This window comes from Streptomyces composti, assembly GCF_012034205.1.
In the GTDB taxonomy this organism is placed as follows: domain Bacteria; phylum Actinomycetota; class Actinomycetes; order Streptomycetales; family Streptomycetaceae; genus Streptomyces; species Streptomyces composti.
Window position 1 is genome coordinate 25,930 of sequence record NZ_JAATEM010000007.1, and the last position, 21,588, is coordinate 47,517.

Sequence of the window (21,588 nt, forward strand, 5' to 3'; positions counted from 1 at the left end):
CACCGTCGCGTGCCCTCTGCACCGACCGCTACGGTGCCCCCCATGACGACCACACCCGACGCCGAGAGCAACGGGGCCCACCCCCGGTTCGCCGAAGCCCTGCGCCGGCTGGGCCTCACCGAGCTGCTGGCGCAGGTTCGCCGCTTCCCGGACGCCACCCGCACCGCCGCCGAGGCCGCCGCCGCGCTCGGCTGCGAGCTGAGCGAGATCTGCAAGTCGCTCATCTTCGCCGCGGACGGCGAGCCGGTGCTGGTGCTGATGGACGGGGCCTCCCGGGTCGACGTCGAGCTGCTCCGGCAGGAGCTCGGCGCCGAGCGGGTCACCCGAGCCAAGGCCGAGGTCGTACGGGAGACCACCGGATACGCCATCGGCGGCGTGCCGCCCTTCGGCCACCGCACCGCCACCCGCGTCCTCGCCGACCGCTCCCTGCTCGACCACGAGCTGGTCTGGGCCGCGGCCGGCACCCCGCACACCGTCTTCCCGATGGAACCCAAGGCGCTGATCGCCCACGCCGGCGCCACCCTGGCGGACGTGCGCGAGCGCTCCTCGTGACACCCCTGGTCACCGCGGCGGTCCTGCTCGCCGCGGTCACCCACGCCGGCTGGAACGCGCTGGCCCACCGCATCACCGACAAACTCGCCGGCTTCGCCCTGATCTCCGGCGGCGGCCTGCTCATCGGCCTCGCGCTCACCCCGTTCGTGCCGGTCCCGGCGGCCGCGGCCTGGCCCTGTCTGCTGGGCTCGGCCGCACTCCACATGGCCTACTACGCCCTGCTGATGCGCTCCTTCGAACTCGGCGACTTCGGGCAGGCCTACCCCATCGCCCGGGGCAGTGCGCCCCTGGTCGTGGCCGTGCTCGCCGCCGTCTTCGCGCACGAGGTGCCCGGCACCTGGGCCGCCGCCGGTCTGGCCGTGTCCTGCGCCGGCCTCACCGGCGTCGCTCTGTGGGGGCTGCGCGGACGCCGCCCCGACTGGCCGGCCATCACGGCCGCGCTCGCCACCGGGCTGAGCATCGCCGCGTACACGGTCGTCGACGGAATCGGCGTGCGCGCCTCCGGCTCCTCCCTCGGATATGTCGCCTGGCTGATGACGGTCCAGGGCACGTTCATCCCCGCCTACGTCCTGTGGCGCCGGCGCGGCGGCACGGCGGCCATGCTGCGCCCGCACCTGCGCCTCGGCCTGCTCGGCGCCGCCATGTCCGTCCTCGCCTACGGCCTCGTCCTGTGGGCCCAGACCCGCGCCGCGCTCGCTCCGATCGCCGCGCTGCGCGAATCGTCCATCATCGTCGGCGCCGCCATCGGCGCGGTGTTCTTCAAGGAGCGGTTCGGCGCGCCCCGGATCGCGGCGGCCGGGCTGATGGTGCTGGGGATCGGGCTGATGCTGCACGCGGGATAGCGCCGGCTGATGCCGCACCCCGGACACCGCCGTCCGGGTGACCGGCGGGCCCGCCGCGGCGGGTGCGGAGGCGGAGCGGCGGGCGCACCCTGGAAGTAGCTCTTCCGGAGGTGATCGTCATGATGCACACCGCTGTGGGATGGCACGTGGAGCTGGAGTTCATGGAGGACGACACGCACACCCGCGCGGTGGCGATGGTCCGCCTGCCCGACGGCTCCGAGGTGCGGGCACACGGACACGCCACCAGGCACTACACGGACCCGAATCAGCCCAGGGTCGGGGAGGAGATCGCCGGGGCCCGGGCGCTCAACGAACTGGCGATGCGGCTGCTGACCAAGGCGCACGACGAGATCGACCAGGCGTCGGGACGGGTCTCCCACCCGATCCACGTCTGACCGGGGGCGCCGGACGCCGGTACGGCGACTCGGGTGCCCGAGGCAGGGCGTCAGGGTCCCTCGGGCACCGGGGGTGCCCGGCCCGGGACGCCGGGCGCCGATGCGGCAAGCAATACGGGCAGGTGATACGCGAGGTCAGGCGCCGATCGCCGAGCGCACCGCCCGGACCAGTGCCTGGGCGCGGGGATCCGCGGTCACCGTCTTGCGGAAGCCGTTGGTGACGTAGCCGAAGGCGATGCCGGTCTCCGGGTCGGCGAACCCCAGGGAGCCGCCGCGGCCGGGATGACCGAAGGAGCCCGGCGCCAGGAACGGCGAGGCGCTGCCGTGCAGCATGTAGCCGAGGCCGAAGCGGGTGCCGACCACCAGAACCCGGTCGGGGCCCGCCGACTCCTCGGCGCGGGCGAGGCCGACGGTGGCCGGGCTCAGCAGCCGTATGCCGTCGACCTCTCCGATCAGGGAGGCGTAGAAACGGGCCAGACCGTCCGCGGTGGCGATGCCGTTGGCGGCGGGCAGGGCCGCCGCGCGGAACGCCGGGTCGTTCTGGTCGGGGAACGGGGTGATCGCGGCGAAGGCCCGGCGGGTGAGGGACGCGGGGTCGGCGTAGGCCTCGGTGACCGCGGGCTTCGGCCGGGCGCGCAGCGCGCCGGCGGGCTCCGGGCCGTCCACGGGACCGACCCGTCCGACCCGGTGCGCCTGCTCGTCGGGCAGCCCGATCCACAGGTCCAGGCCCAGCGGCCCGGCGATCTCGCGGGCCGTCCACTCGCCGGAGCCCAGGCCGGTCGTGCGCCGGACCAGTTCGTCGACCAGCCAGCCGTAGGTGAGCGCGTGGTAGCCGTGGTCCGTGCCCGGCTCCCACACCGGTGCCTGGCCGGCCATCGCCTCGGCGGCCCGCTGCGGATCGGCGGCCTCCTCGGGGGTGAGCGGCCGGTCCAGCACGGGCAGCCCGGCGCGGTGGTTCAGCACGTGCCGGACCAGCACCTGCTCCTTGCCGTTGGCCTTGAACTCGGGCCAGTAGTGGCCGACCGGGGCGTCCAGGTCCAGCTCGCCGCGCTGGTGCAGCATCAGCAGGGCCGCCGCGGCCACGCCCTTGGTCGCCGAGCGGACCACCTGGGCGGTCTCCCGCCGCCACGGCTCGCCGCCGTCCCGCCCGTCGGCGTCCTGCACGCCGCCCCACAGGTCGACGACCCGGCGCCCGTGCCGGTAGACGGCGACCGCGGCGCCGCGCTCACCGAGCGCGGCGAAGTTCCGTGCGAAAGCCTCGCGAACGGGTTCGAAACCCTCGGCCACCGTGCCGTGCACGTCCACCACGTCCGTAGGCCCCTTCCGATGTGCCGCCGTTGCCGTCGCATGCGCTGCGGTCCGGCAGTCGCCTGTGACAGTGAATGCAACAGCCGCGGTTCGCCTGTGATTCCTTGGCCGGACTGGCCGCGCACGATCGTAATGCCGATACGGCCACCGCGGTCGCCGGAGTGTCGAGACCCACATGCCTCCGGCGGCCGGGCGCGCGTGCCTCCGGGGGCGTCCAGGTCCGGGGCCTGTCGTCGTGCACCCGTGCCGGGCGGCGCGTTCAGGAGGGGGCGGAAGACGCCCGCACCGAACGCGGGTCGAAGCCGAACGGCAGTTCCAGGCGGTGGGCGCGCATCAGCTCGTCGTCGGAGAGCAGCTCGGCCGTCGGGCCGTCCGCCGCGATCGTGCCCTCGCTGAGGATCAGCGAGCGCGGGCACAGCTCCAGGGCGTAGGGCAGGTCGTGGGTGACCATCAGGACGGTGACGTCCAGGGAGCGCAGGATGTCCGCCAGTTCCCGGCGGGAGGCGGGGTCCAGGTTGGACGACGGCTCGTCCAGGACCAGGATCTCCGGCTCCATCGCCAGCACCGTCGCCACCGCCACCCGGCGCCGCTGCCCGAAGGACAGGTGGTGCGGGGGCCGGTCCTTGAACTCCCGCATGCCGACCAGGCCGAGCGCCCGGTCCACCCGCTCCTCCAGCTCGGGCCCCTTCAGCCCGGACGCCGCAGGACCGAACGCCACGTCCTCCCGCACCGTCGGCATGAACAGCTGGTCGTCCGGGTCCTGGAAGACGATGCCGACCCGGCGCCGGATCTCGGCCATGTGCCGCTTGTCCACGGGCAGTCCGGCCACCCTCACCGTGCCGGTGCCGCCGGTGAGGATGCCGTTGAGGTGCAGCACGAGCGTGGTCTTGCCGGCGCCGTTCGGGCCGAGCAGGGCGACCCGCTCACCGCGGGCGATGGAGAAGTCCACACCGAACAGGGCCTGGTGGCCGTCGGGGTAGGCGAAGGCGAGCCCGGAGACCTCGAGGGACGGGGGCGCGGGGGTCGTATCGGCAGTCACAGCACCCATCCCAGCAGACAGACGACGAGGGCGGCAGCGGGGAGGGCGAGTGCGTGCGACCACTGCGCCCGGGATGCGGTCACCTCGTCGATGACCGGCATCGAGCCGGAGTAGCCGCGGCTGACCATCGCCAGATGCACCCGCTCGCCGCGCTCGTAGGAGCGGATGAACAGCGCGCCCGCCGACTTGGCCAGCACGCCCCAGTGGCGCACCCCGCGCGCCTCGAAGCCGCGGGACTCGCGGGCGATCCGCATGCGCCGCATCTCGTCGGTGATCACATCCCCGTAGCGGATCATGAAGCTCGCGATCTGCACCAGCAGCGGCGGCAGTTTGAGGCGCTGCAGGCCGAGCAGCAGCTCGCGCAGCTCGGTGGTGGCCGCGAGCAGCACCGAGGCGGCGACGCCCAGGGTGCCCTTGGCCAGGACGTTCCAGGCGCCCCACAGCCCCTCGACGCTCAGCGACAGCCCGAGCACCTCGGTCCGCTCGCCCTCGGCGACGAACGGCAGCAGCACCGCGAACGCCACGAACGGCACCTCGATCAGCAGCCGTCTCAGCAGGAAGCCGGGCGGGACGCGGGCGGCGTACGCAACCAGGGCGAGCAGCCCGGCGTACACCGCGAAGGCCCACATCGCCTCGCGCGGGGTCGAGACCACGATCAGCACGAAGGCGAGGACCGCGGTGATCTTGGTGTGCGGCGGGAGCCGGTGCACAGGGGAGTTCCCGTGCCGGTACAACCGGTGGGCGTGCCCGGCACCCATGTCAGACCGGGCTGGACGTGGTGCTGGACGAGTCCGCGTCCGAGCCGCCGCCGTCCCGGCCGCTGTCGTCGTTGTCGCTCCTGCCGCGGCCGTCGCCGGGCTCGCCGCTGCCGTCGTCCGTGCGCCGCCTGCGCACCACCCAGAACACCCCGGTGCCGGCCACCACCGTGACGGTGACGCCGATCACGCCCGCGAGTCCGCCGGACAGCCGCTCGTCGTCGACGTCCTTGACGGCGTAGTCGGCGAGCGGGGAGTCGGCGTAGGGGTGCTCCTCGGCCTTCTCGTCGATGCCGTGGTCGGTGGCCACCTTCTCCAGGCCGTCCGGGTTCGCCGAGGCGTAGAAGCTGACGAAGCCGGCCAGTACCAGGGACGCCACCAGGCCCGCGATCCACACCTTGCGCGGGGAGCGGGCCGGAGCCGGCTCGCTCTCCGGGGCGTCGACCAGCTCGCCGTTCACCCGCAGCTTCAGCCGCTGCCGCAGCCCGCGCGCCCCGTGCACCAGGTCCGGGCGCACGGCGACGACGGCGCCGACGGTCAGGGCGGTGATCACGGCCTCGCCGATGCCGATGAGGACGTGCACGCCCACCATGGCCGTGGCCACCTTGGCGATGGACACCTCGGTGGTGCCGCCGATCGCGTAGAGCAGGGTGAAGACGACGGCGGAGGCCGGGACGGAGATCAGGGCGGCGGCGAAGGAGGCGACGGTCACCGAGCGGCGGGTGCGCGGCAGCAGCGTCACCAGCACCCGGAACACGGCGTAGGCGGTGACCGCGGTGGCGATCGCCATGGTGGTGATGTTGACGCCGAGCGCGGTCAGGCCGCCGTCGGCGAAGAGGAACGCCTGCAGCAGCAGGACCACCGACACGCACAGCACGCCGGTACAGGGGCCCACCAGTATGGCGGCGAGCGCGCCGCCGAGCAGATGGCCGCTGGTCCCGGCGGCCACGGGGAAGTTCAGCATCTGGACGGCGAAGATGAACGCCGCCACGAGCCCGGCCAGCGGAGCCGTGCGCTCGTCGAGTTCCCGGCGGGCGCCGCGCAGGGACACGGCGATGGCGCCGGCGGCGAGCACTCCGGCCGCGGCGGATATGGGGGCGTCGATGAATCCGTCAGGTGCGTGCACGTTTCGATGATGCCCGCTGTTGCAATCACCTTGCAAGAACGAGCCGGTCGCCTCTCCGGGCGGGCGGACGACCGCGCCGCGCCGCGCTCGTCCGGGGCCGCCCCCGGAAAGGCTTCCTTCACCGGGAGGCGCAATGCCGGAATTGTGCGACTCTGGACAGGGGGCGCAAGGACAGCTTCCACGGGGGTGGCGCACCGCAAAGGGGCCCGAGATGTCCGTCATAGAGCAGTACGCACGCGCCCACGTCATCAGCGACGCCCCGCCGGAGGACGACCGGCCCGTCCGGGTCGTCCTGCGCTACGACCCGGAGCGGGATCCCCGCCGCGTCCGCATCGCACTGCCGGGGGACGGAGCGCCCGAATGGCCGGTGGACCGCGACCTGCTGGAGCGGGGGCTCACCGCGCCGGTCGACAGCGGTCAGGTGCGGGTGTGGCCGTGCGGACGGGTCCAGGCCGTTGTGGAGTTCCACACCCCGCAGGGCGTCTCCGTGGTGCAGTTCGAGACCAAGGCCCTGCTGCGGTTCCTGCGGCGGACCCAGGTCACCGCCGCGGAACCGGTGCCGCACTGACCGCGGGCCGGGGTGCGGGCCGGCCGGCGCCGTGACGCGGCCGCCGGCCGTGAGCGCGGTGCGGGCCGGCCGCCGGCCGTGAGCGCGATGCGCCTCAGCCGCCGGCCTTGAGCAGGGCCGCCACGATCGGGCCGGCCGTCGAGCCGCCGTGCCCGGCCGCCTGCACCACGCCCGCCGCAGCCAGGTCCCCGTGATACGCGGTGAACCAGCCGTTGGGCTTCTTCTGCCCGTCGACCTCCGCCGAGCCGGTCTTGGCCCCGCTGTCACCGCCGACGCCGGCCATCGCCTCGGCCGCCGTGCCGTAGGCCGCGGTGTACGACATCAGGTCGCGCAGCTGGGCGAGGGTGTCCGCCGACATGGTGCGCTCGGCGGTGGCCAGCTTCCGCCCGTCGACCTCGGGCGGGACCAGATAGGGCTGGCGGAACACGCCGGACTTCACGGTCGCCGACACCGACGCCATGTTCAGCGGGTTCATCCGCACCCCGCCCTGCCCGATCAGGGACGCCGCCATCGGCGCGTCCGACTGCACCGGCACCGCGCCGTCGAAGGACGGCACACCGATCTGCCAGTCGTCCTTGCCCAGCCCGAACACCTGCTGCGCCTGCTTGGTGAGGTCGTCGTTCTCCAGCTCGGGCGCCTGGCTGATGAAGGCGGTGTTGCAGGAGCGGGCGAAGCTCGCCTTGAAGGTGCCGTTCTTGATCTGGAACTTGTCGTCGTTCTGGAACTTCCAGCCGCCGTAGCTGAAGTACTTCGGGCAGGGGTGCTTCTTGTCCGCCGAGGCCAGGCCCTTCTCGATCAGCATCGAGGAGGTGATCACCTTCATGGTGGAGCCCGGCGCCAGGGAGCCCTGGAAGGCGACGTTGAAGCCGTGCGAGGAGTTCGCCACGGCGAGGATCTCACCGGTCGACGGGCGCAGCACGACCACCGAGGCACGCTTCTTCTTCGCCACCTGCCTCTCGGCCTCGGCCTGCAGCGACGGGTTCAGGGTGGTCTTCACCGTGCCCGGCGTGCCCTTGCTCAGCTCGAGGACGGTCGTGTCGGACAGCTCCGCCTTCTCGGACGCCTTGCCGCGCACCACCCGCAGCTCGACGCCGGGCCTGCCGCCGGCCTTCTCGCCGTACTTCTCGCGCAGCCCGTCGAGCACCGGCCCGAGCGACGGGTACGCCTTGGTGGTCAGCTCGCCGCCTTCCCGGTCCAGCGCCTTCACCGGCGGGGTGCCGGCCTCGCCGGTCACCAGCTTGTCGCCCTCCCTGAGGTCCGGGTGGACGACCGCCGGCTGCCAGTGGACGCGGGGCTCTCCGTCCCCGGCCCTGCGCACCACGGTGAGCGTGCTGTCGTACGCCAGCGGCTTGCTCAGCTCCTCGTGGACCACCGTGCCCTTCACGGCGAACGGGACCTTGGCGCCGGCCGCGGCACCCGGGGCGAGAGCGAGGTCCGCGACGCGGGCGTCCTTGGCGAAGCTCTTCAGCGCGGCGGCAGCCGCCTTCGGATCGTCGGTGGCCTCGGCCGCCTCCCGCACCTTCCCGGACTGCCAGGCGGTGAGGAAGCGGCTGGCGGTCTCGGTGACCTCGGTCCTGGTGAGCGGGCCGGACTTGGCCTTCGCCGCCTGCTGGGTGGTGGACGTGCCCTTGCCGTCCTCGGCGGCGGCGCCTCCCCCGAACAGCGCGTAGGCACCGAACCCGGCGCCCGACACGACCGCGGCGATCACTCCGCCGAGCACGACGGGTCTGGTTCTCCGCCGCTCGGCGACGCGCCTTCTGTTCCCCACTGCTTCGGATCCTCCACACTCGAATACCGGGCTCACCCGCCCCGGTGGTGCCTGGCGTCAAGCCAACGACGGCCACCACCCTAGAGTCCCGGCCCGCGTGCGGTTCCCTCAGCCTCCGGCTCGTAGCACGGCTGCGACAATCGGGCCGGCCGCGTCGCCGCCGTGCCCGCCCTGCTGCACCATCGCCGCCGCGGCCAGGTCCCCGCGGAAGCCGGTGAACCAGCTGTCCGCGGTGGCGTTGCCCGCCACCTCCGCCGAGCCGGTCTTGGCGCCGATGTCCCCGCTGAGCCCGGACATGGCGCGGGCGGCGGTGCCCTGGGTCGCGGTGAGCCGCATCATCTGCTTCAGCTGGGCGGCGGTTCCCGCGGGCAGTCCCTCGGCCCGCGCCAGCTGCCGGTCGTCCAGCTCCGGCGAGACCAGGTAGGGCTGGCGGAAGGCGCCGGTGACGGCGGTGGCGGTGACGCTGGCCATGTTCAGCGGGTTCATCTGCACCTGGCCCTGGCCGATGGCGCCGGCGGCACGGTCCGGGCCGCTCACCGCGGGCACGCTGCCGTCGAAGGAGGCGATGCCGGTCTTCCAGTCGCCCCGGCCGAGGCCGAAGCGCCGCTCGGCCTCCTGCTGCAGGGAGGCGTCGGTGAGCGGCTTCTCGTCGATCAGCTTGATGAAGGCCGTGTTGCAGGAGCGCAGGAAGCTGTCGGCGAGGGTGGCCTTCTCGTCGGGCTGCATGCCGGTGAGGTTCTTGAAGGTCTGGCTCTGCCAGGTGGCCGTGTCCGGGCAGGGCGCGGGGCCGTTCATCGAGGTCACGCCGTTGTCGATGAGCATCGCCGCAGTGATGATCTTCATGGTGGAGCCGGGGGCGACCTTGCCCTGGAAGGCCGCGTTGAATCCGTCCTCGCGGTGGTTGGCCACCGCCAGCACCTCGCCGGTGCTCGGCTTGAGCGCCACCACGGACGACTCGGCGTACCGCTGCACCGCCTTCTCGGCGGCGGCCTGCACCCCGGCGCTGAGCGTGGTGCGCAGCACGCCGGGCTCGCCCCCGGCCAGGGTCAGCAGCGGGGTGTCACCGGACACCGCCGGATCGGCGTGCCGGATCACCAGCTCCACCCCCGGCTTGCCACCCGCCTCGGCCCCGTACCGCTCCCGCAGCGTGTCGAGAACCGGTCCCAGCGAGGGGTACCTCTCCCTCGACAGCTCCTTGCCGTCCCGGTCCACGGCCCTGATCGGCGGCTCGGCCGACTCCTCCGTGACGAGGGTGTCGCCCTTCTTCAGCTGCGGGTGCACCACCGACGGCTGCCAGTCCACCAGCGCCCGCCCCGTGGTCTTCCCCCGCACCACGGTCAGCTCGCTCGCATAGCGGAGCTGCTTCGACCTGCCCTCGTGGCTGACCTTCGCCTCCACCCGGAACGGCACGGTCGTCCCCGACGCCCGCCCCGGCGTGACCCGCACCTGCGATATCCGGGCTTCCTCCCCAAAGGCCGACAGCAGCGCCTCGGCCGCCTGCGCATTGTTCGTCTGCGCCGCCGCCTGCGTCGCCCGCCCCTTCTCCCAGGCGGCGAAGAACGCCCCGGAGGTCTCCGCGACCTCCTCCCGGTCCGGCGTACCGGTCTTCGGCGCCGACGCGCTCGAACCGCCCCCGTCACCGCTCAGCGCCGACACGATGGTGTAGGCGCCGTAGCCGGCCCCGCCCACCATCACCGCGAACACACCGCCGACGACGGCAGCCTTGACCCCCTTGCCCATCGGGCGCTTCCCCCTCCCCGGCCGGGACCTCGTCCCCCGGACGCGTCCACCCCGGCCCGACGGCTGAGCACTCTACGCACACGCCCCCCGACTCCGCGCCCCCGTTTCCGATTCCGTGCCCCGGCCGAGATCCCCCGGGGCCCGGCGGCCCGTCCCGGCCGAGGACGGCGGGAGGGCCGGCGGCTAGACCCAGGTGTCCAGCCACATGCGGGAGCGCCAGGAGTCGATGGGGATGGCCGTGCCGGTGTACAGGGGCCAGAAGTAGATGAAATTCCAGACGACGAGGAGGGTGAGGACGCCGGCGGCGGTGGCGCCGGCCACTCGGCGGGTGTCGGTGCTGCGGGGCGGGCCGACGATGGCGCCCAGGAGCATGGCCGCTGCCAGGCAGAGGAAAGGGAGGAAGACGACGGCGTAGAAGTAGAAGATGGTGCGTTCCTGGTAGAGGAACCAGGGGAGGTAGCCCGCCGCGATGCCGCAGGCGATGGCGCCGGCCCGCCAGTCGCGGCGGAACAGCCAGCGCCACAGGACGTAGAGGACGGCGAAGCAGGCCAGCCACCACAGCATGGGGGTGCCGAGGGCCAGCACCTCGCGGGCGCACTTCTCGCCCGCGTCGGCCGGGCAGCCGTCCCTGCCGGGCGCCGGGGACTCGTAGAAGTAGGAGACCGGGCGGCCGGCGACGATCCAGCTCCAGGGGTTGGACTCGTAGGTGTGCGGCGAGGACAGGCCGACATGGAATTCGTAGACCTGGTTCTCGTAGTACCACAGGCTGCGCCACCAGTCGGGGAACAGCCAGGACCAGTCGCTGCCCCGGCCGTCGCGGGTGGCCCAGTCGCGGTAGTAGCCGCCGGTGCCGTCGGACGGGGAGAGGATCCAGCCGAGCCACGACACGACATAGGTGACCACCGCCACCGGCACGGTGGACAGGAAGGCCCAGCCCAGGTCGTGCCGCAGGACCGCGGTGCGGGGACGGCGGGCGCCCGCGACCCGGCGCGCGCCGACGTCCCAGAGCACCGCCATGACGCAGAACGCGGCCAGAATGTACAGGCCGTTCCACTTGGTGCCGATCGCCAGGCCCAGGAACAGCCCCGCCGCAAGCCGCCACGGCCGGAAGCCGATCCGGGTGTTCTCGGCGACGTGCGCGTCCGGCACGGCACGCCCGTCGGCGTCCACCGGCAGCGCGGCCGCCAGCTTCGCGCGGGCCCGGTCCCGGTCGATCAGCAGGCAGCCGAAGGCCGCCAGCACGAAGAACATCAGCACGCCGTCGAGCAGCGCGGTGCGGCTCATCACGAAGTGCAGCCCGTCCACCGCCATCAGCGCACCGGCCAGACAGCCCAGGAAGGTCGAACGGAACAGGCGGCGGCCGATGCGGCACAGCATCAGCACCGACAGCGTGCCGAGCAGGGCGGTCATGAAGCGCCAGCCGAACGGATCGAAGCCGAACATCAGCTCGCCCAGCCCGATGACGTACTTGCCGACCGGCGGATGGACGACATACGCCGCGTCCGTCGGGATGGGGACGTTCCCGGCGGATTCGAGGATCCGGTCGTTGGCGTTCTTGCTCCAGTTGACCTCGAAGCCGCGGTGGATCAGCGCCCACGCGTCCTTGGCGTAGTACGTCTCGTCGAATATCACCGCCCTGGGGCTGCCCAGGTTCCAGAAGCGCAGCACCCCGGCGAGCAGGGTGACCAGCAGCGGGCCGCCCCAGCCGGACCAGCGGGCGATCCGGTCGGCCGCCGCCGGCGGCACGGACAGGGGCGCCCACAGGCGGCCGGACGGCTCGGCGTACGGGGGGACCAGCCGGTCACGGACGTCCTCTCTGCCGGAGCTCGCGGACTTCGCCAGGTAGCCGAAGCGGCGCAGCCGCAGCTGCCATGCCGTCCGCTGCTCGAGCGGCGCCTGGTGCTGCCGGGTGTCCGTGGAGTCCGTGGACGACGCAGTACTGGTCACCGCGCCATCGTAGGGAACGGGGCTGTGTGAGTCCCGTGCATGGGCGGTATGCCCCGGCTGTGCCCCCCCGGCCCCGGTCCCCGGTCCGGGCATCGGTCCGGTTGCCGGGTCCGGTGCCCGGCGAGGGCGCACGGCGGGTGCTGCGAGGATGGGGGCGTGACCGGAACGCTCGTACTCGCAGGCACCCCCATCGGCGACGTCTCCGACGCCCCGCCCCGGCTCGCCGAGGAGCTGGCCGCGGCGGACGTCGTCGCGGCCGAGGACACGCGGCGGCTGCGCCGGCTGACCCAGGCGCTCGGGGTGACGCCCAGGGGGCGTGTGGTGTCGTACTTCGAGGGCAACGAGTCCGCGCGCACCCCCGAGCTGGTGGAGGAGCTGGCCGGCGGGGCGCGGGTGCTGCTGGTGACCGACGCCGGTATGCCCTCGGTGTCCGACCCGGGGTACCGGCTGGTCGCGGCGGCGGTCGAACGGGACGTGCGGGTCACCGCGGTCCCCGGGCCGTCGGCCGTGCTGACCGCACTGGCCGTCTCGGGGCTGCCGGTGGACCGCTTCTGCTTCGAGGGCTTCCTGCCCCGCAAGGCGGGGGAGCGGCTGACGCGGCTGCGGGAGGTCGCGGGGGAGCGGCGCACCCTCGTCTACTTCGAGTCCCCGCACCGGCTCGACGACACCCTCGCCGCGATGGCCGAGGTCTTCGGGGGCACGCGGCGGGCGGCGGTGTGCCGGGAGCTGACCAAGACGTACGAGGAGGTGCGGCGGGGCGAGCTGGCCGAGCTGGCCGCCTGGGCGGCGGAGGGGGTGCGCGGGGAGATCACCGTGGTGGTGGAGGGCGCGCCGGACAAGAGCGGCGAGGAGGTCGGCGCCGAGGAGCTGGTGCGGCGGGTCCGCGTGCGGGAGGAAGCGGGGGAGCGGCGCAAGGAGGCGATCGCGGCGGTCGCGGTGGAGGCGGGGCTGCCGAAGCGGGTGGTGTTCGATGCCGTGGTTGCCGCGAAGCGGCAAGGGGAGAGTGCCGGCCGGTAGGGGCGGTGGCCGGCGCGAGTGGTGCGGTGCGTCGCCCGGCGCCGGGGCCGGTGGCTGGTCGCGCGGTTCCCCGCCCCGGGGCGAAGCTGCGGCGCAGCCCGGCGGACAGGGGAAGGGCCCTCGTAGGATCGGGGCCATGCCTTCCAGCGACGACAAGAGCGGCGAGCAGAGCGGCGACAAGAGCGGCGGGAAGAACGCCGCGCCGCCTCTGCCCGAGCCCCTGCGGGTGGCCGTCGCCGACTCGCACACGCATCTCGACATGCAGGGCGGCACCGTGGACGAGGCGCTCGCCAAGGCCGCGGCGGTCGGGGTGACGACCGTGGTGCAGGTCGGCTGCGATCTGGACGGGTCGCGCTGGGCCGCGGAGACCGCCGCCGCGTACGACTCGGTGCACGCCACCGTCGCACTCCACCCCAACGAGGCGCCGCGGATCGTGCACGGCGACCCGGACGGCTGGTCGCGCCAGGGACCCCGGCAGCCGGGCGGTGACGCGGCGCTCGACGAGGCGCTCGCGGAGATCGACCGGCTCGCCGCCCTGCCGCAGGTCAAGGGTGTCGGCGAGACGGGGCTCGACTACTTCAGGACCGGGCCGGAGGGGGCACAGGCGCAGGAGCGGTCGTTCCGCGCCCACATCGAGATCGCCAAGCGGCACGGCAAGACACTGGTCATCCACGACCGCGAGGCCCACGCCGACGTGCTGCGCGTGCTGAAGGAGGAGGGCGCCCCCGAGCGCACCGTCTTCCACTGCTACTCCGGCGACGCCGAGATGGCCGAGATCTGCGCCGAGGCCGGCTACTTCATGTCCTTCGCCGGCAATGTGACCTTCAAGAACGCTCAGAACCTGCGCGACGCGCTCGCCGTGGCCCCGCTGGAGCTGGTGCTGGTGGAGACGGACGCGCCGTTCCTGACGCCGGTGCCCTACCGGGGGCGGCCCAACGCTCCCTATCTGGTGCCGGTGACCGTGCGGGCCATGGCCGCCGTGCGCGGGATCGACGAGGACGCGATGGCCGCCGCCCTCGCCGCCAACACCGCGCGTGCCTTCGACTGCTGACCGCCTTCCGGGCCGCTCCCGGACCGCGAGCGGCACCACTCGCGCGTACGTTCCGTAGTCGTGCCGCTTTGGAGAGTGACCGGCGCTCCGCTAGGTTCTGGGGGCCCGAGCCGGACCCCCTCAAGGCCCTGGAGCGTGTCGGCGTGAGCAACGCGCGGTTCGAGACGTACGAAACGGATGCGACGGTCGGCGATCTGCACTCGGCGGAGACCGTCGGGTACGGACACGGATACGGCGTCCCCGGCCCGCCCGGCGAGGGCGCCCGCAGGTCCGACACGTACCGGCCGGCGTACGAGCGGACGCTGCGGGAGCAGCCGATGCAGGGGCAGTCGCCTCCGGAGCCGACGCTGCTCGAGCGCACGCTGGTGGAGCAGACCCTGGTCCAGCGGGTCCAGCAGGTCCAGCAGGTCCAGCGGGTCCAGCAGGTCCAGCACCGGCAGCCCACCGAGCCCGCGCTGCCCCGGCAGGCGGCCCTCGCCCCGGAGGCCGCCCCGGAGGACGGCCCGGCGACCGCGCGGAGCGGGCACCGGCGCCGTGCCCGGTACGCCGAGCGGGCCGAGGGGATGCGCCGGCTGCTGCCGCAGGCGCTGGTCGTCGCCTGCCTCACCGGCGGCACCACCGCCTTCCTCGCCGACGACAAGGAGATCGAGCTCACCGTCGACGGCACCCCCCGCACCCTGCACACCTTCGCCGACGACGTCACCGAGCTGCTGGCCGACGAGGGCATCCAGGTCGGGCCGCACGACGTGGTCAGCCCGGGCCCCGGCGAGGAACTGGAGCACGGCGACGAGATCGAGGTGCGCTACGGGCGCCCGCTGCTCCTCACCCTCGACGGGGAGCGGCGCGAGGTGTGGACGACCGCGCACACCGTGGAGGGAGCGCTGCGGCAGCTGGGCGTGCGCGCGGAGGGCGCGTACGTCTCGGCCTCGCGCTCCCGGCGCATCGGACGGGAGGGGCTCGCGCTGGACGTGCGGACCGAACGCACCGTGACCGTGATGGCGGACGGGCGCGCCCGCACCGTGCGCACCAACGCGGCGACCGTGCGGGAGGCGGTGGAGCAGGCCGGGGTCACCCTGCGCGGCCTGGACACCACCTCCGTGCCGCCCGGCAGCTTCCCCCGCGAAGGGCAGACCGTCACCGTGCTGCGGATCACCCGCACCAGGGAGGTCCACGAGGAGCCGATCCCCTTCCACGAGGTGCGCACCGAGGACCCCGCACTGCTGCGCGGCACCGAGGTCGTCGAACGGCCGGGGCAGCCCGGCCTGCGCCGGGTCACCTACTCCGTGCGCACGGTCAACGGGGTCCGGCAGAGGCCGCGCCGGCTGCACGCGGAGGTGGTGCGCGAACCCCGGGCGCAGGTCGTGAAGGTGGGGACGGGAACCCCGCCGGCCTCCGTGGCCGGCGCGGACCACCTGAACTGGGGTGCCCTCGCGGCCTGCGAGTCCGGCGGCCGGCCGGACGCGGTGGACCCCTCGGGGACGTACGGGGGGCTCTACCAGTTCGACACCGCCACCTGGCAGTCGCTCGGCGGACAGGGGCGGCCCCAGGACGCCTCCCCGGCGGAGCAGACGTACCGGGCGAAGAAGCTGTACCTGCGCAGCGGCACCAGCCCCTGGCCGCACTGCGGGTCCCGCCTGGGAGGCTGACCGGCCGGAGCGGTCCCGCACGCCCCGTACCCTGGTGCCGTGAGCAGCCCCACCCCCGACGCCCTCCTCGGGCCCGCCGACATCCGTGAACTGGCGGCCGCCCTCGGCGTACGCCCCACCAAGCAGCGCGGCCAGAACTTCGTCATCGACGCCAACACGGTCCGCCGGATCGTGCGCACCGCCCAGGTGCGCCCTGACGACGTGGTCGTCGAGGTCGGCCCGGGACTCGGCTCGCTCACCCTGGCGCTGCTCGAGGCCGCCGACCGGGTCACCGCCGTGGAGATCGACGACGTGCTCGCCGCCGCGCTGCCCGCCACCGTCGCCGCCCGGATGCCCGAGCGCGCCGACCGGTTCGCGCTGGTCCGCTCCGACGCCCTGCACGTCACCGAGCTGCCGGGCCCCGCCCCGACGGCGCTGGTCGCCAACCTCCCCTACAACGTGGCGGTCCCGGTGCTGCTGCACATGCTGGAGACCTTCCCCAGCATCGAGCGCACCCTGGTCATGGTGCAGTCGGAGGTCGCCGACCGGCTGGCCGCCGCACCCGGCTCCAAGGTGTACGGGGTGCCGTCGGTCAAGGCCGGCTGGTACGCGGAGGTCAAGCGGGCCGGGGCCATCGGGCGGAACGTCTTCTGGCCCGCCCCGAACGTCGACAGCGGGCTTGTGTCGCTGGTCCGCCGCGCCGAGCCGCTGAAGACCACCGCCTCCCGGCAGGAGGTGTTCGCCGTCGTGGACGCGGCCTTCGCGCAGCGCCGCAAGACGCTGCGGGCCGCACTGGCCGGCTGGGCGGGCTCGGCCGCCGCGGCCGAGCAGGCACTGGTCGCCGCGGGCGTCTCGCCGCAGGCGCGCGGCGAGTCGCTCACCGTGGAGGAGTTCGCCCGTATCGCCGAGCACGCCCCGAACAAGGAGTCCGGTCCGCAGTGAGCGTCACCGTCCGCGTCCCCGCCAAGGTCAACGTCCAGCTCGCGGTCGGCGCCGCACGTCCCGACGGCTTCCACGACCTGGCCAATGTCTTCCTCGCGGTCGGCCTCTACGACGAGGTCACGGTCACCGGGTCCGACGAGCTGCGGGTGACCTGTTCGGGACCGGGCTCCGGCCAGGTGCCGCTGGACGAGAGCAACCTCGCCGCCCGCGCGGCCCGCGCCCTCGCCGGGCGCACCGGCCGCGAGGCGCGCGTGCACATCCACATCGACAAGGACATCCCGGTGGCGGGCGGCATGGCGGGCGGCAGCGCGGACGGCGCCGCCGCCCTGCTGGCCTGCGACGCGCTGTGGGGGACCGGTGCCTCCCGCGAGGAACTCCTCGAGATCTGCGCCGAGCTGGGCAGCGATGTGCCGTTCAGCCTGGTCGGCGGGGCCGCGCTCGGCACCGGGCGGGGCGAGAGGCTGACCGAGCTGGAGGTCGGCGGCACCTTCCACTGGGTCTTCGCGCTGGCCGGCCGGGGCCTGTCCACACCGGCGGTCTTCCGTGAGTTCGACCGGCTGGCCGCGGGCCGGGACATCCCGGAGCCGGTCGCCTCTCAGCCGCTGCTCGACGCCCTCGCCAAGGGCGACGCGGACGCCCTCGCCGAGGCCGTCACCAACGACCTCCAGCCGGCCGCCCTGTCGCTGTTCCCGGAGCTGGCCGCCACCCTGGACGCCGGACGCGCGGCCGGAGCGCTCGCCGCGCTGGTCTCCGGCTCCGGCCCCACCACGGCCTTCCTCGCCCGCGACGCCGGCTCGGCGGCCGTGGTCGCCGAGGCCCTGAGCGCCGGCGGCACCTGCCGCGCGGTCCGGGTGGCCGCGGGCCCGGTGCCGGGCGCCACCGTGCTGCCGGCCGGCTGACGGAGACGCCCACCTGCTCCGGGGTCGGCCGGCCGGGCCGGTCACCGGGTCCGGGGGCGGCCGTACGGGCCGGTCATCCGCTCCTGTGACGATCACAGCTGTGCGAAGGGGCCGGGCCGGCCCCGACTACGCTGGGGAGCGATCCATCCCCCCTGGCAGGAGAGAAATGGCTGTCAACCTCGTCAATGTCGAGAACGTCAGCAAGGTGTACGGCACCCGTGCGCTGCTCGACGGGGTGTCCCTCGGCGTCTCGGAGGGGGACCGGATCGGCGTCGTCGGGCGCAACGGGGACGGCAAGACCACCCTCGTCCGGATGCTCGCCAAGCTGGAGGAGGCGGACAGCGGGCGGGTGACCCACTCCGGCGGGCTGCGGCTCGGAGTGCTCACCCAGCACGACTCCCTCGACCCCGAGGCCACCGTCCGGCACGAGGTCATCGGGGACATGGCCGACCACGAGTGGGCGGGCGACGCCAAGGTCAGGGACGTGCTGACCGGCCTGTTCGGCGGGCTCGACCTGCCCGGCTTCCCCAAGGGCCTGGACACCGTCATCGGACCGCTGTCCGGCGGCGAGCGGCGGCGCATCGCCCTGGCCAAGCTGCTCATCGAGGAGCAGGACCTGATCGTCCTGGACGAGCCGACCAACCACCTCGACGTCGAGGGCATCGCCTGGCTCGCCCGGCATCTGCGGGAGCGCCGCTCCGCGCTGGTGTGCGTCACCCACGACCGGTGGTTCCTGGACCAGGTGTGCACCCGCATGTGGGACGTGCAGCGCGGCGCCGTCTACGAGTACGAGGGCGGCTACTCCGACTACGTCTTCGCCCGCGCCGAGCGGGAGCGCATCGCCGCCAGCGAGGAGGCCAAGCGGCAGAACCTGGTCCGCAAGGAGCTGGCCTGGCTGCGCCGCGGCGCCCCCGCCCGTACCTCCAAGCCGCGCTTCCGGGTGGAGGCCGCCAACGAGCTCATCAAGGACGTGCCGCCGCCCCGCGACAGCAGCGAGCTGATGCGGTTCGCCTCCTCGCGGCTCGGCAAGACCGTGTTCGACCTGGAGGACGTCACCGTCCAGGCCGGCCCCAAGGTGCTGCTGAAGCACGTGACATGGCAGCTCGGCCCGGGCGACCGCATCGGCCTGGTGGGCGTCAACGGCGCCGGGAAGACCTCCCTGCTGCGGGCGCTCACCGACGCGGCCCGCAGCGAGGGCGAGGTGCAGCCGGCGGGCGGACGCATCCGCGTCGGCAAGACGGTCAAGCTCGCCTACCTCTCCCAGGAGGTCGCCGAACTCGACCCCGCCTGGCGGGTGCTGCAGGCCGTGCAGCAGGTGCGTGAGCGGGTCGACCTCGGCAAGGGCCGGGAGATGACCGCCGGGCAGCTGTGCGAGACCTTCGGCTTCAACAAGGAGAAGCAGTGGACCCCCGTCGGCGACCTGTCCGGCGGTGAGCGGCGCCGGCTGCAGCTGCTGCGGCTGCTGATGGACGAGCCCAACGTGCTCTTCCTCGACGAGCCCACCAACGACCTCGACATCGAGACCCTCACCCAGCTCGAGGACCTGCTCGACGGCTGGCCCGGCTCGATGATCGTCATCTCCCACGACCGCTACTTCATCGAGCGGACCACCGACCGCGTCTTCGCCCTGCTCGGCGACGGCACCCTGCGGATGCTGCCGCGGGGCATCGACGAGTACCTGGAGCGGCGCAGGCGCATGGAGGAGGCCGCGGCGGCCTCCGCGCCCGCCGCCCGCACCGAACAGGCCGCCCCCGGCGCCTCCGGCGGGCCGGAGAGGAGCGCGGCCGATCTGCGTGCCGCCAAGAAGGAACTGCAGAAGATCGAGCGCCGGCTCGACAAGATCTCCGAGAGGGAGACCGAGCTGCACGCCCGGATCGCCGAGCACGCCACGGACTTCGCGAAGGTGGCCGAGCTCGACGCCGAACTGCGGACTCTGGCAGGTCAGCGCGAGGAACTGGAGATGCGCTGGCTGGAACTCGCCGAGGACGTCTGAGGGCGTGCGCGCCCGGCGTGCGATGCGTGAAGAGGGCGTGAAGGCGCGTAACGGAGGCATCACAGGCCGGTCCTCCCTTGGGAACAGGGGAGGACGGGGCCAGGTGGCCCGTCGGCGGCGGGTGATAGAAAGAGCCGTCTGAGAACTGCAGGAGTCACTGCCCGCGCACACAACCGGGACCGGCGCACGACCGGAGACGTGGCGAAAAATCAGTGAGCAACAAGGGGGAACGCGCTGATGAGCCAGCCGCCCAGCCAGCCGCCGCAGCCGGGTGGCTTCGGAGCACCGCAGGATCCGCCACCGGGTGGCTTCGGAGCACCGCAGACTCCACCGCCCCCGCAGGGCCCGCCGCCCGGCGCGCCCCAGCCCGGGTACGGCTACCCGCAGCAGCCGCAGCAGCCGCAGCAGCCGGGGCCGTACGCCCAGCCCGGCCCGTACAACTCCGGCCCCTACGGGCAGCCGCAGCAGCCCGGCCCCTACGGCCAGCCCGGCTACGGCTACCCGCCGCAGCCGCAGTTCCCCGGCGCGCCCGGCACCCCGCCCGGCGGGCCCGGCGGTTCGCGCAACCCGTTCAAGAGCAAGCCCGCCCTCGCCATCGGCGCCGCCGTGGCCGCCGCGGTGCTGATCGTCGGCGGCACGGTGTGGGCCGTGTCCGGTGACGACGAGAAGGACAAGAAGCCCGTCGCGGAGAAGACCGGGGACGACAAGCCGAGCGGCTCGGACGCCCCGGTCAACCCGGGCGACGGCAGCGGCGCGGGCGGCGAGGAGACGGAGGACCTCAACGAGGGCCGCCAGCCCGGCGAGTCCAAGGTGCTCTGGTACAAGGAGGCGCCCGACGCGCCCGGCAACGGCGCCGACGCCCCCGGCATGTGGATCACCAAGAAGGCCGCGGTGAAGGCCGCCTACAAGCAGCTGTTCGCGTTCAACGTCACGGACGGCAAGCCCACCTGGGAGGCCATCACCTTCCCGCAGAAGATCTGCTCGGTCACCCCCGAGAAGACCGACAACGACAAGATCGTCGTCGCCTACATGAGCAGCGCCAGCAAGCGCGCCAAGTGCAACCAGCTCCAGCTCGTCGACCTGAACACCGGTGAGAAGGGCTGGAAGATCGAGGTCGAGGAGGGCGAGCTGTTCGACTCCACGCTCTCCCTCGAGCTGACCCTCGCAGGCGACACGCTGATGGTGGGCCGCTCCATGTCCGGCACGGCCTACGACGTCAAGTCGGGCGACAAGCTGTACGACAAGAAGAAGTACAGCGACGCCTGCTTCCCGTCCGCCTTCGCGGGCGGCGACCGGCTGATCCAGGTCGCCTCCTGCGGCGCGGGCGGCGACAACGAGCACGACGAGCTCCAGGAGCTCGACCCGAAGACCGGCAAGGTCAAGTGGACCTACAAGTACAGCAAGGGCTGGCGGATCTCCAAGGCGTACTCCGTCGACCCGGTCGTCATCTACGCCACCAACGAGGACAAGAAGGCCTGGAACATCGCCAGCTTCACCTCCTCCGGCAAGCTGCGCGCGCAGGTCGACGTGGACGAGGACTTCGACCCCAAGTGCGGCTGGGGCATTCTCAACCGTGAACTCCAGGGCTGCTCGGGCGCCGTCGTCGACGGCGACACCCTCTTCCTGCCCACCAAGGCGACCACCGGCGCCAACGAGATCGTGGCGATCAGCCTCGCCAACGGCAAGGAGCGCTGGCGGCAGAAGTCCCCGGTCAGCGAGTCGATGATCCCGATGAAGGTCCTCGCCGGGAAGCTCATCGCCTACGTCGAGCCCTCCTACAGCGCGGGCGGCCAGGTGGTGGCCGTCCCGATCTCCGGCGGCGACCACAAGCCGGCCAAGCTGCTGCAGAACCCGCAGGGCATCGCGCAGATCGAGAACAGCTTCTTCAGCAGGGACATCGACTGGGTCGACGGGCGGTTCTACCTCTCGACCACCCGGCTGACCGGAAACGACGACGCGAAGGAGAAGTTGATGCTCGCCTACGGCAAGTGAGGCGCGGCGCGGCGCAGGCCCGCGCGCGC

The 21,588-nt window shown here is 73.4% G+C and carries 18 protein-coding genes; 11 read left to right on the forward strand and 7 right to left on the reverse strand.

Annotation, left to right across the window (positions count from 1 at the left end):
- Positions 1–42: 42 nt before the first annotated feature.
- From HCJ93_RS07340 to HCJ93_RS07350, 3 genes are all read left to right on the forward strand, one after another.
- Entirely contained in the window at positions 43–552 is a 510-nt protein-coding gene (locus HCJ93_RS07340; protein ID WP_167992205.1) for a YbaK/EbsC family protein, read from the forward strand.
- The gene (locus HCJ93_RS07345; protein WP_167992207.1) at positions 549–1,394 is read left to right on the forward strand and encodes an EamA family transporter; all 846 of its coding nucleotides are present in this window, start codon (positions 549–551) and stop codon (positions 1,392–1,394) included. The genes HCJ93_RS07340 and HCJ93_RS07345 overlap by 4 nt, the downstream gene beginning before the upstream one ends.
- 119 nt (positions 1,395–1,513) lie before the next feature.
- Positions 1,514–1,789: a DUF1876 domain-containing protein gene (locus HCJ93_RS07350; RefSeq protein WP_167992209.1), complete on the forward strand. Its 276-nt coding sequence runs from the start codon at positions 1,514–1,516 to the stop codon at positions 1,787–1,789.
- Between the two features lie 135 nt (positions 1,790–1,924).
- Here the strand turns inward: HCJ93_RS07350 and HCJ93_RS07355 are convergent, their stop codons facing one another.
- From HCJ93_RS07355 to HCJ93_RS07370, 4 genes are all read right to left on the reverse strand, one after another.
- Positions 1,925–3,094 carry a serine hydrolase domain-containing protein gene (locus tag HCJ93_RS07355; RefSeq protein WP_167992452.1) on the reverse strand — a complete coding sequence of 390 codons (1,170 nt, stop codon included), beginning with the start codon at positions 3,092–3,094 and terminating at the stop codon, positions 1,925–1,927.
- 262 nt (positions 3,095–3,356) lie between these two features.
- Entirely contained in the window at positions 3,357–4,145 is a 789-nt protein-coding gene (locus HCJ93_RS07360) for an energy-coupling factor ABC transporter ATP-binding protein (protein WP_167992211.1), read from the reverse strand.
- Positions 4,133–4,894, reverse strand: coding sequence for a cobalt ECF transporter T component CbiQ (gene cbiQ, locus HCJ93_RS07365; RefSeq protein WP_167992220.1), 762 nt, complete (start codon positions 4,892–4,894; stop codon positions 4,133–4,135). The genes HCJ93_RS07360 and cbiQ overlap by 13 nt, the downstream gene beginning before the upstream one ends.
- Before the next feature lies 1 nt (position 4,895).
- Positions 4,896–6,017 (reverse strand): energy-coupling factor ABC transporter permease, encoded by a 1,122-nt coding sequence (locus tag HCJ93_RS07370; protein ID WP_167992222.1) that lies wholly within the window; start codon positions 6,015–6,017, stop codon positions 4,896–4,898.
- Between the two features lie 211 nt (positions 6,018–6,228).
- Between HCJ93_RS07370 and HCJ93_RS07375 the strand changes: the two genes are divergently transcribed.
- A complete protein-coding gene (locus HCJ93_RS07375) occupies positions 6,229–6,585 on the forward strand; it encodes an SsgA family sporulation/cell division regulator (RefSeq protein ID WP_167992224.1) in 357 nt (118 codons plus the stop codon).
- Between the two features lie 94 nt (positions 6,586–6,679).
- Here HCJ93_RS07375 and HCJ93_RS07380 read toward each other — a convergent pair whose 3' ends face one another.
- The 3 genes from HCJ93_RS07380 to HCJ93_RS07390 all read right to left on the reverse strand — a co-directional run bounded on the left by HCJ93_RS07380 (position 6,680) and on the right by HCJ93_RS07390 (position 12,040).
- On the reverse strand, positions 6,680–8,353 hold the full coding sequence (locus HCJ93_RS07380) for a penicillin-binding transpeptidase domain-containing protein (RefSeq protein WP_167992226.1): 1,674 nt from the start codon (positions 8,351–8,353) through the stop codon (positions 6,680–6,682).
- Positions 8,354–8,461: 108 nt separating this feature from the next.
- Positions 8,462–10,093 carry a penicillin-binding transpeptidase domain-containing protein gene (locus tag HCJ93_RS07385; protein ID WP_167992228.1) on the reverse strand — a complete coding sequence of 544 codons (1,632 nt, stop codon included), beginning with the start codon at positions 10,091–10,093 and terminating at the stop codon, positions 8,462–8,464.
- Between the two features lie 183 nt (positions 10,094–10,276).
- Complete coding sequence (locus HCJ93_RS07390; RefSeq protein ID WP_167992235.1) at positions 10,277–12,040, reverse strand: dolichyl-phosphate-mannose--protein mannosyltransferase; 1,764 nt, start codon at positions 12,038–12,040, stop codon at positions 10,277–10,279.
- Between the two features lie 156 nt (positions 12,041–12,196).
- Here HCJ93_RS07390 and rsmI point away from each other — a divergent pair, with 156 nt between their 5' ends.
- From rsmI to HCJ93_RS07425, 7 genes are all read left to right on the forward strand, one after another.
- Entirely contained in the window at positions 12,197–13,057 is an 861-nt protein-coding gene (gene rsmI, locus HCJ93_RS07395) for a 16S rRNA (cytidine(1402)-2'-O)-methyltransferase (protein ID WP_167992237.1), read from the forward strand.
- Between the two features lie 136 nt (positions 13,058–13,193).
- Entirely contained in the window at positions 13,194–14,108 is a 915-nt protein-coding gene (locus HCJ93_RS07400; protein ID WP_167992239.1) for a TatD family hydrolase, read from the forward strand.
- A 143-nt stretch (positions 14,109–14,251) separates the two neighbouring features.
- Positions 14,252–15,754: a resuscitation-promoting factor gene (locus HCJ93_RS07405; protein ID WP_309141333.1), complete on the forward strand. Its 1,503-nt coding sequence runs from the start codon at positions 14,252–14,254 to the stop codon at positions 15,752–15,754.
- A gap of 39 nt (positions 15,755–15,793) precedes the next feature.
- Complete coding sequence (rsmA, locus tag HCJ93_RS07410; RefSeq protein WP_167992241.1) at positions 15,794–16,675, forward strand: 16S rRNA (adenine(1518)-N(6)/adenine(1519)-N(6))-dimethyltransferase RsmA; 882 nt, start codon at positions 15,794–15,796, stop codon at positions 16,673–16,675.
- Positions 16,672–17,574 carry a 4-(cytidine 5'-diphospho)-2-C-methyl-D-erythritol kinase gene (locus HCJ93_RS07415; protein WP_167992243.1) on the forward strand — a complete coding sequence of 301 codons (903 nt, stop codon included), beginning with the start codon at positions 16,672–16,674 and terminating at the stop codon, positions 17,572–17,574. Before rsmA ends, HCJ93_RS07415 begins: the two co-directional genes overlap by 4 nt.
- A gap of 166 nt (positions 17,575–17,740) precedes the next feature.
- A complete protein-coding gene (locus HCJ93_RS07420) occupies positions 17,741–19,567 on the forward strand; it encodes an ABC-F family ATP-binding cassette domain-containing protein (RefSeq protein ID WP_167992245.1) in 1,827 nt (608 codons plus the stop codon).
- A gap of 237 nt (positions 19,568–19,804) precedes the next feature.
- The gene (locus HCJ93_RS07425; protein ID WP_167992247.1) at positions 19,805–21,559 is read left to right on the forward strand and encodes an outer membrane protein assembly factor BamB family protein; all 1,755 of its coding nucleotides are present in this window, start codon (positions 19,805–19,807) and stop codon (positions 21,557–21,559) included.
- The last annotated feature ends 29 nt before the right edge of the window (positions 21,560–21,588 follow it).

What these genes read in the sequence shown, in the direction of transcription:
- HCJ93_RS07400 (WP_167992239.1), top strand. Translation starts at nt 13,194, where the DNA reads ATGCCTTCCAGCGACGACAAGAGCGGCGAGCAGAGCGGCGACAAGAGC.
- HCJ93_RS07420 (WP_167992245.1), top strand. Translation starts at nt 17,741, where the DNA reads ATGGCTGTCAACCTCGTCAATGTCGAGAACGTCAGCAAGGTGTACGGC.
- HCJ93_RS07340 (WP_167992205.1), top strand. Translation starts at nt 43, where the DNA reads ATGACGACCACACCCGACGCCGAGAGCAACGGGGCCCACCCCCGGTTC.
- HCJ93_RS07385 (WP_167992228.1), bottom strand. Translation starts at nt 10,093, where the DNA reads ATGGGCAAGGGGGTCAAGGCTGCCGTCGTCGGCGGTGTGTTCGCGGTG.
- HCJ93_RS07425 (WP_167992247.1), top strand. Translation starts at nt 19,805, where the DNA reads ATGAGCCAGCCGCCCAGCCAGCCGCCGCAGCCGGGTGGCTTCGGAGCA.
- cbiQ (WP_167992220.1), bottom strand. Translation starts at nt 4,894, where the DNA reads ATGGGTGCCGGGCACGCCCACCGGTTGTACCGGCACGGGAACTCCCCT.
- HCJ93_RS07360 (WP_167992211.1), bottom strand. Translation starts at nt 4,145, where the DNA reads ATGGGTGCTGTGACTGCCGATACGACCCCCGCGCCCCCGTCCCTCGAG.
- HCJ93_RS07350 (WP_167992209.1), top strand. Translation starts at nt 1,514, where the DNA reads ATGATGCACACCGCTGTGGGATGGCACGTGGAGCTGGAGTTCATGGAG.
- HCJ93_RS07375 (WP_167992224.1), top strand. Translation starts at nt 6,229, where the DNA reads ATGTCCGTCATAGAGCAGTACGCACGCGCCCACGTCATCAGCGACGCC.